The 6,624-nt window shown below is 64.9% G+C and carries 7 protein-coding genes; 1 reads left to right on the top strand and 6 read right to left on the bottom strand.

The window, feature by feature from the left end; genetic code table 11:
• Positions 1-9: 9 nt before the first annotated feature.
• On the bottom strand, positions 10-240 hold the full coding sequence (rpmE, locus tag ACLP2E_RS02600) for a 50S ribosomal protein L31 (RefSeq protein WP_442465069.1): 231 nt from the start codon (positions 238-240) through the stop codon (positions 10-12).
• Positions 241-419: 179 nt separating this feature from the next.
• Between rpmE and ACLP2E_RS02595 the strand changes: the two genes are divergently transcribed.
• Entirely contained in the window at positions 420-2,216 is a 1,797-nt protein-coding gene (locus tag ACLP2E_RS02595) for an ABC transporter transmembrane domain-containing protein (protein WP_442465068.1), read from the top strand.
• Positions 2,217-2,235: 19 nt separating this feature from the next.
• Here ACLP2E_RS02595 and ACLP2E_RS02590 read toward each other — a convergent pair whose 3' ends face one another.
• The 5 genes from ACLP2E_RS02590 to ACLP2E_RS02570 all read right to left on the bottom strand — a co-directional run bounded on the left by ACLP2E_RS02590 (position 2,236) and on the right by ACLP2E_RS02570 (position 6,461).
• A complete protein-coding gene (locus ACLP2E_RS02590; RefSeq protein WP_442464226.1) occupies positions 2,236-2,691 on the bottom strand; it encodes a GNAT family N-acetyltransferase in 456 nt (151 codons plus the stop codon).
• A complete protein-coding gene (locus ACLP2E_RS02585; protein ID WP_442464227.1) occupies positions 2,688-3,674 on the bottom strand; it encodes a peptidoglycan -binding protein in 987 nt (328 codons plus the stop codon). The genes ACLP2E_RS02590 and ACLP2E_RS02585 overlap by 4 nt, the downstream gene beginning before the upstream one ends.
• A complete protein-coding gene (locus ACLP2E_RS02580; protein ID WP_442464228.1) occupies positions 3,674-4,555 on the bottom strand; it encodes a flagellar motor protein MotA in 882 nt (293 codons plus the stop codon). Before ACLP2E_RS02580 ends, ACLP2E_RS02585 begins: the two co-directional genes overlap by 1 nt.
• Before the next feature lie 94 nt (positions 4,556-4,649).
• Entirely contained in the window at positions 4,650-5,441 is a 792-nt protein-coding gene (locus ACLP2E_RS02575) for an inositol monophosphatase family protein (RefSeq protein ID WP_442464229.1), read from the bottom strand.
• Positions 5,442-5,540: 99 nt separating this feature from the next.
• A complete protein-coding gene (locus tag ACLP2E_RS02570) occupies positions 5,541-6,461 on the bottom strand; it encodes an SEL1-like repeat protein (protein WP_442464230.1) in 921 nt (306 codons plus the stop codon).
• Positions 6,462-6,624: the final 163 nt, after the last annotated feature.

Raw genomic sequence — 6,624 nt, 5'->3', positions numbered from 1 at the left:
TTTTCCGGCTTATTTCTTGCCGAAGGACATGTTGCCGAAGCGCGAGTTGAAGCGCGACAGGCGGCCGCCGCGGTCGAGCAATTGCTGCGAGCCGCCGGTCCAGGCCGGATGGGTGTTGGGATCGATATCGAGGTTCAGCGTGTCGCCTTCCTTGCCGAAGGTCGAGCGGGTGATGAACTCGGTTCCGTTGGTCATGACGACCTTGATGGTGTGGTATTCGGGATGGATGTCGGACTTCATGGCGAAAAACCTTGCGGCTGCGGTCCCTGACGGATCGCCGCCCTGAACCAGGAAAGCGGCGCGGAAAAACGCCGGGAAAGTGGAAGCGCGCTCTATAAACCAGACCGCGCGCGGGGGCAAGAAAGAAAGCGCGCGGTTAAAGTCTGTGCGTTTCGGCCCGATCCGCCCTATATAGGCGCATGACCGACGCCACGCCCAAAACCCGCTCGCCGCGCGATTCCCTTAATTCCCTGCGGCCCATCCTGCCCTACGCCCGCCGCCGCATGGGCTGGGCGCTGGGCGCCCTGGCGGCGCTGATCGTCGCCTCGGCCGCCACTCTGGTGATGCCGCTGGCGGTGCGCGGCATGATCGACCGGGGTTTCGCCACCGATCACGCCGGCGTGGTCAATTCGTATTTTCTCGTGCTGATCGGCGTCGTTGGCCTGCTGGCTCTCGCGTCGGCCGTCCGCTATTTTCTGGTCATCACGCTTGGCGAGCGCATCGTCGCCGATCTGCGCGAAGACTTTTTCGCCCATCTGACCCGGCTCGATCCGTCCTTCTACGATACGACCCAGACCGGCGAGCTGGTGTCGCGCTTGACCGCCGACACCACCCAGCTCAAATCGGCCTTCGGCTCTTCGGCTTCCATCGCCTTGCGAAACCTGTTCATGTTCGTCGGCTCCATCGGCTTGATGGTCTATACCAGCCCCAAATTGTCCGCCTTGGTGCTGATCGCCATTCCGATCATTGTCCTGCCCTTGGTGGCTTCCGGGCGCGCGGTGCGCGGACGTTCGCGCGCGGCGCAGGACACGCTCGCCGAAGCCAGCGCCTTCGCCGCCGAAAACCTTGGCGCGGTTCGCACCATGCAGGCGTTCGGCGCTGAGGAATTCAGCCGCCGGCGTTTCGCCGCCGCCGCCGAAAGCGCTTATTTCGCCGCCCGCTCCGCCACCAAGGCCCGAGCCATCCTGACCGCCTTCGCCATCTTCCTGGCTTTCGCCAGCGTGGTCGGGGTGTTGTGGCTCGGCGCGCAAGACGTGCTGGCCGGGCGCATGACCGGCGGCCAATTGTCGCAATTCGTGCTCTACGCGGTGCTCGGCGCCAGTTCGCTCGGACAGTTGTCGGAAGTGTGGAACGAGATTTCCGCCGCCGCCGGCGCCGCCGGCCGTCTCGCCGAAATCATGCGCATACCCTCGCGCATCACCGCGCCGGCCCATCCGCAAGCCCTGCCGGCGCCGGGACGCGGCGACATTTTTTTCGATTCGGTCGGCTTCGCCTATCCCTCCCGCCCGGACAAAAAGGTGTTCGACGGATTGTCGCTGAAGATCGCGCCGGGTGAGAAGGTCGCCATCGTCGGGCCTTCCGGCGCCGGCAAATCGACCCTGTTTCAACTGCTGATGCGCTTCTACGATCCGGCTTTCGGCCGTGTGCTGATCGACGGAATTGACGAAGCCAAGGCCGATCCCGCCGACTTGCGCCGCCGCATCGCCCTGGTGCCGCAAGATGCGGTGATTTTCGCGGCTTCTGTAGCGGAAAACATCGCCTATGGCGCGCCCGGCGCGAGTGCGGCGGCGGTCGAGGCGGCGGCCCGGCGCGCCGCGGCGCACGAATTCATCGCGGCGTTGCCCGAGGGCTACGATACGAAGCTCGGCGAGCGCGGAGTCACCCTTTCCGGCGGCCAGCGCCAGCGTCTCGCCATCGCCCGCGCCATTTTGAAGGATGCGCCGATCCTGCTGCTCGACGAGGCGACTTCCGCGCTCGACGCCGAGAACGAGATATTGGTGCAGCAGGCGCTTGACCACGTGATGCAGGGCCGCACCACGCTGATCATCGCCCATCGCCTCGCCACCGTTCAGGCAGCCGACCGCATCTTGGTGCTGGACGACGGAAAAATCGTCGAGGAGGGGACGCACGCCGAATTGGTCGCGCAGGACGGGCTTTACGCTCGACTGGCGCGGTTGCAGTTCAACGCCGGAGCGAGCGCGCTCGCGACGGCGTAAGGCGCGCCAGTGGCGCCTTTCAGACTGCTTTTGGCGCCCAATGCAGGATGATTTTCGGCAAGCCGGAGAGCGGGTTCTCGCCGTCGCCGGTTTGGATGAAACCCTCGCCGCGATAAAAGGCGAGGGCGCGAAAATTATCGGAATTGACGTCGAGCCCGAAACCGTCCGGGCAAGCGGCCTTGGCCTTGCCGATCAGAGCCTGCGCCGCGCCAGAACCCTGCGCCCGGGGCGCCACGGCGATCTGCTCCAGCCATTTTCTAGTCGGATCGAACAGCACGAAGCCGAGCATTCCCAGTGCGTCCTCGGCGACGAAAATCAGCGCGCCTTCTTCGGCTGAGCGAGCGAAAAGCTCGGCCAGCCAGGGCGCGCGGGCGGAAAAGTCGATGTCCGGCCTTGTCGCGGTCCAGCTTTCGACCCACAGGGCAAGCAGCGCCGGCCAGTCGCGCTCCCCATAACGACGCAGCCAAAAACTCATCGCTCAGTTATTTTTAGTTCGATCCGGCGATTGCGGCGCAAGGCCTCGTCGCTGTCGCCCTCATCGATCGGCTGGAATTCGCCGAAGGCGCCGGCAAGCAGGTGCTGCGGCGCAAAACCCTTGGCGGCCAGATATTGCACCACGGCGATGGCGCGCGCAGCGGAAAGATCCCAGTTCGATTTGAATTGCGGCGAGGAAATCGGCCTTTTGTCGGTATGGCCGTCAACGCGCAGCACCCAGGGAATTTCCGGCGGGATTTCTTTGGCGACATCGGTCAAGGCCAGGGCGATCTTGTCGATCTCGGCGCGGCCCTCCGTGGTGAGACTGGCCTGTCCGGTCTCGAACAGCACTTCCGAGGGCAGCACGAAACGATCGCCGACCACTTTGACATCGGGACGGTCGCCGAGGATTTCACGCAGGCGGCCGAAAAAGTCCGAGCGGTAGCGCGCCAGCTCCTGCACCTTCTGCGCCAAGGCGACATTGAGCCGCGAGCCGAGATCGGCGATGCGAGCCTGACTTTCCTTGTCCTTGGCTTCCTGCGCGGCGAGCGCCTCTTCGATCGCCGCGAGTTGGCGGCGCAGGGCTGCGATCTGCTGGTTGAGCAATTCGACCTGCGACCGGGCCTTGGCGGAAAGCTGCTTTTCGGCGTCGAGCGTTTCCGAAGAGGCGCTGGCGCTGGCGGCCAGAGCGTCGCGTTCGCGGCGGGTCTGGTCGAGCGTCGCGGTCAAGGTGGCCAGCGTCTGCTGCGCCTCGGTCTTGCCGCCTTTTTCGAGAGACAGCAGCGCAGTCAATTCCTCGATTTCCCGGTTGAGCCGGGCCAGCGCCGCATCCTTGCCGCCAACGTCGCGCGACAGGAAATATTGCGCCATCACGAATACTGTGAGCAGGAAGGTGAAGACCAAGAGCATGGTCGAAAGCGCATCGACGAAGCCCGGCCAGTAATTCATCGGCTCCGGCCGGCGCCGGCCCCGTGTGAGAGCCATTAGCGCGGCTCCGAATTTTCGCCGGCGAAGAGATTTTCCAGCGCCGTTTGCAGACGCGCCTGCTGGCCGGCCTGCGCCTCGACCCAATCGCGGATCATCTGCTGTTCCTGACGCATGTTGCGCACCAGCGCCTGCACGCCGACGGCGAGATGATCGAGCGATTCGTTGACGTCCGCCGTTGTCTTTTCCGTTTCGACATCCGCCGAGAGGCGGTCCTCAAGCTCGGTATAAAAACGGTTTTGCGCCTGTCCGGCCTGCAGATCGAGGAAGCCGAGCACCAGCGAGCCGGCCAGGCCGAACAAAGAGGCCGTGAAGGCCAGGCTCATGCCGGCGAGCGGGCGCGTCAGCCCGGTCTTGAGATCGTTGAACAGGGAGGCGGTGTCGCCGCCGCCCTGGAGCGAGGCGATGACCGCGCCGATCGAGCCGACGGTCTCCAACAGGCCCCAGAATGTGCCGAGCAGTCCGAGAAACACCATCAAGCCGGTGAGATAGCGCGCCGTCTCGCGCGATTCGTCGAGGCGCGTCCCCAGAGAATCCAGCACCAGGCGCAGGATCTGCGGGGTCAGCGTCCCTTTGGCGCCGCCGCCGGGCAGCCGCGCCATCGGCGCGAGCAGAACCGGCGGTTTGGCGGGTTCGCCGCTGTCGCGGGCGTTGACCCAGGCGATTTCGCGAAACAGCCGCGTCACCTGCGTCACCGTCAGAATGATGCCGAAGGCCTCGACCGCCAGAATGAGGCTGTTGAGACCCGGATTGGCCATGAAGGCGACCAGAATCTGCTTGTACAGAATCAGCGCGACAAAGCCGACGAGGATGAGAAAGACCGCCATGCGCACCAGAAAAATGGTTGGCGAGGACAGGCGGTATACGTCTCTGTTCGGCATGGCGCTGGCGCACTCCCGAAATTCCGTGCGTGTCAGGATGCGCGCATCCGCGTGACGAGATCAAGAATAATTTTGGCCGCGAGTCGGGTTGGGACTACGCCTTTCTCAGCAGGTCGAGCAATTGCTTCTGGATATATTCATTGCCGGCGCAGACCGAGCCCTTGGCGAGAAAATCCGGGCCGCCGTCGGCGTCGGTGAGATAGCCGCCAGCCTCGCGCACCATGATGACGCCCGCCGCCATGTCCCAGCTTTTCAACCCGCGCTCCCAAAAACCGTCGAAACGGCCGGCGGCGAGAAAGGCCAGGTCGAGCGACGCCGCGCCAAGGCGGCGCACGCCGCCGGCGCGCGTCATCACGCAGGACAGTTCGGCCTTGAAGCGCGGATGGATGGCGGCGGCGGCGAGCGGCGGAATGCCGGTGGCGATCAGCCCTTCCGCCATGTCGCGCCGCGCGGCGACGCGGATGCGGCGGTTGTTGTAATAGGCGCCCTGGCCCTTTTCGGCGACGAAAATATCGTCATTGGCCGGATTGTAGATCACGCCAGCGACGATCTGGCCCTCGCGTTCCAGCCCGATCGACACCGCGAAAATAGGCAGGCCGTGGAGGAAATTGGTGGTGCCATCCAGCGGATCGACATGCCAGGTGTGGCTCTTGTCGGCGCCTTCGACGACGCCGCCTTCCTCCAGGATGAAGCCGTAGCCGGGACGGGCGCGCGAAAGCTCCTCGAAAATGGTCTTTTCGGCCTTTTTGTCGGCGATGGTGACGAAATCGCCCGGTCCCTTGACCGAGACCTGGAGATTCTCGACCTCGCCGAAATCGCGTTTCAGCCCTCGCCCGGCCTTCAGCGCGGCGGCGGTCATTACGTTCATCAGGGCGGAATTGATCATGATTTTTTTCCTGGCCGCATTCGGGACGCGGCCTTCGCAGGGCGGAAGTTGACGGTGATGTGCCCTGCCCAATCCATTGCGTCAAGCAGGGCGCCGTGGTCACGTGCCCATGAAGGCGCGCACGACCTGTTCGACTTTCAGGCGCTCGGCGGGCGTGAGCTTGCCGGATTCAGCGTCGAGCCAGGGGTCGCGCAGGCCGGCGGAAGAGGCGAGAATGTGCCATTTCATCGCCTCGACCCGGTCCTGCTTCAAGCCGCGTCCGGCGAACAGCAGGCGCGCGAGGCGGTTCTGCGCCACCGGATTGCCGCGATTGGCGGCGCGAATCAGCCATTTGGCGCCGCCGGCCTCGTCCGCCGGAATGCCGTCGCCATTGAACAGCATGATGCCATATTCGACCTGGGCCGGAAGATAATCGCCCTTGGCGGCCTGCAACAGCCAATAGGCCGCCTGTTTTTGATCCTTATCGACGCCTCGGCCCTCGCGATAGAGCAGGCCGAGCGAATATTCGGCGTCGGCGAAGCCGAGATCGGCGCCACGACGGAAATCCACCGCCGCCCTGGCGAAATCCGAGGCGACGCCATTGCCCTCCAGCGCGATAATGCCGAGATTGTACCAGGCGCCGGGGTGGTCCTGCGCCGCCGCCTTTTCGAACAGGGCTGTCGCCGCCGCGACGTCCTTGGTCTCGCCCTTGCCGGTGAGATAGGCCAGGGCGAGGGCGAATTGCGCGTTCTTGTCGCCGAGATCGGCGGCGAGCTTGTACCAATGGTTGGCTTCTTCGAGATTTTGCGGCGCGCCCAGGCCCTGCGACAGCAATTCGCCCATCAGCGTCATCGCCGCCGCATCCTTCTTGTCGGCCTCGACGCGTTTCACCGCCTCCTGAAAGGCGGTCAGGTAGAGGCCGCGCTGATAGGCGCCGAAGGCGAGATCGGGCGCGTCCGGCGTCGCGGGCGTCGCGCGCGCCGGCCCTCCCGCCAGCAGGGAAACGACAAGCAGCAGCTGGATTTTGCGCCGAAGACTCAAGCCGAGGCCTCCGCCCGGTCGATGGCCGCCTGCGCCTGCGCCACGGCGGGGGCGGGGCCGCGCGGATCGACGAAAATTTCCGCCGCCAGGGCGATGAATTCCGCGCCGGTTCTGGCCAAGGCTTCGACCTCGGCGAGATCATGCGCCACCGCGATACAGGGCA

Source organism: Rhodoblastus sp., from assembly GCF_052145335.1.
Classification (GTDB): domain Bacteria; phylum Pseudomonadota; class Alphaproteobacteria; order Rhizobiales; family Beijerinckiaceae; genus Rhodoblastus.
The sequence above is the reverse complement of the archived record's forward strand: the minus strand, read 5'-3'. Positions and strand labels throughout refer to the sequence as shown.

Excerpts from the sequence above, each read along its gene's own strand:
- rpmE (WP_442465069.1), bottom strand. The coding sequence starts at position 240 with ATGAAGTCCGACATCCATCCCGAATACCACACCATCAAGGTCGTCATG.
- ACLP2E_RS02595 (WP_442465068.1), top strand. The coding sequence starts at position 420 with ATGACCGACGCCACGCCCAAAACCCGCTCGCCGCGCGATTCCCTTAAT.
- ACLP2E_RS02590 (WP_442464226.1), bottom strand. The coding sequence starts at position 2,691 with ATGAGTTTTTGGCTGCGTCGTTATGGGGAGCGCGACTGGCCGGCGCTG.
- ACLP2E_RS02585 (WP_442464227.1), bottom strand. The coding sequence starts at position 3,674 with ATGGCTCTCACACGGGGCCGGCGCCGGCCGGAGCCGATGAATTACTGG.
- ACLP2E_RS02580 (WP_442464228.1), bottom strand. The coding sequence starts at position 4,555 with ATGCCGAACAGAGACGTATACCGCCTGTCCTCGCCAACCATTTTTCTG.
- ACLP2E_RS02575 (WP_442464229.1), bottom strand. The coding sequence starts at position 5,441 with ATGATCAATTCCGCCCTGATGAACGTAATGACCGCCGCCGCGCTGAAG.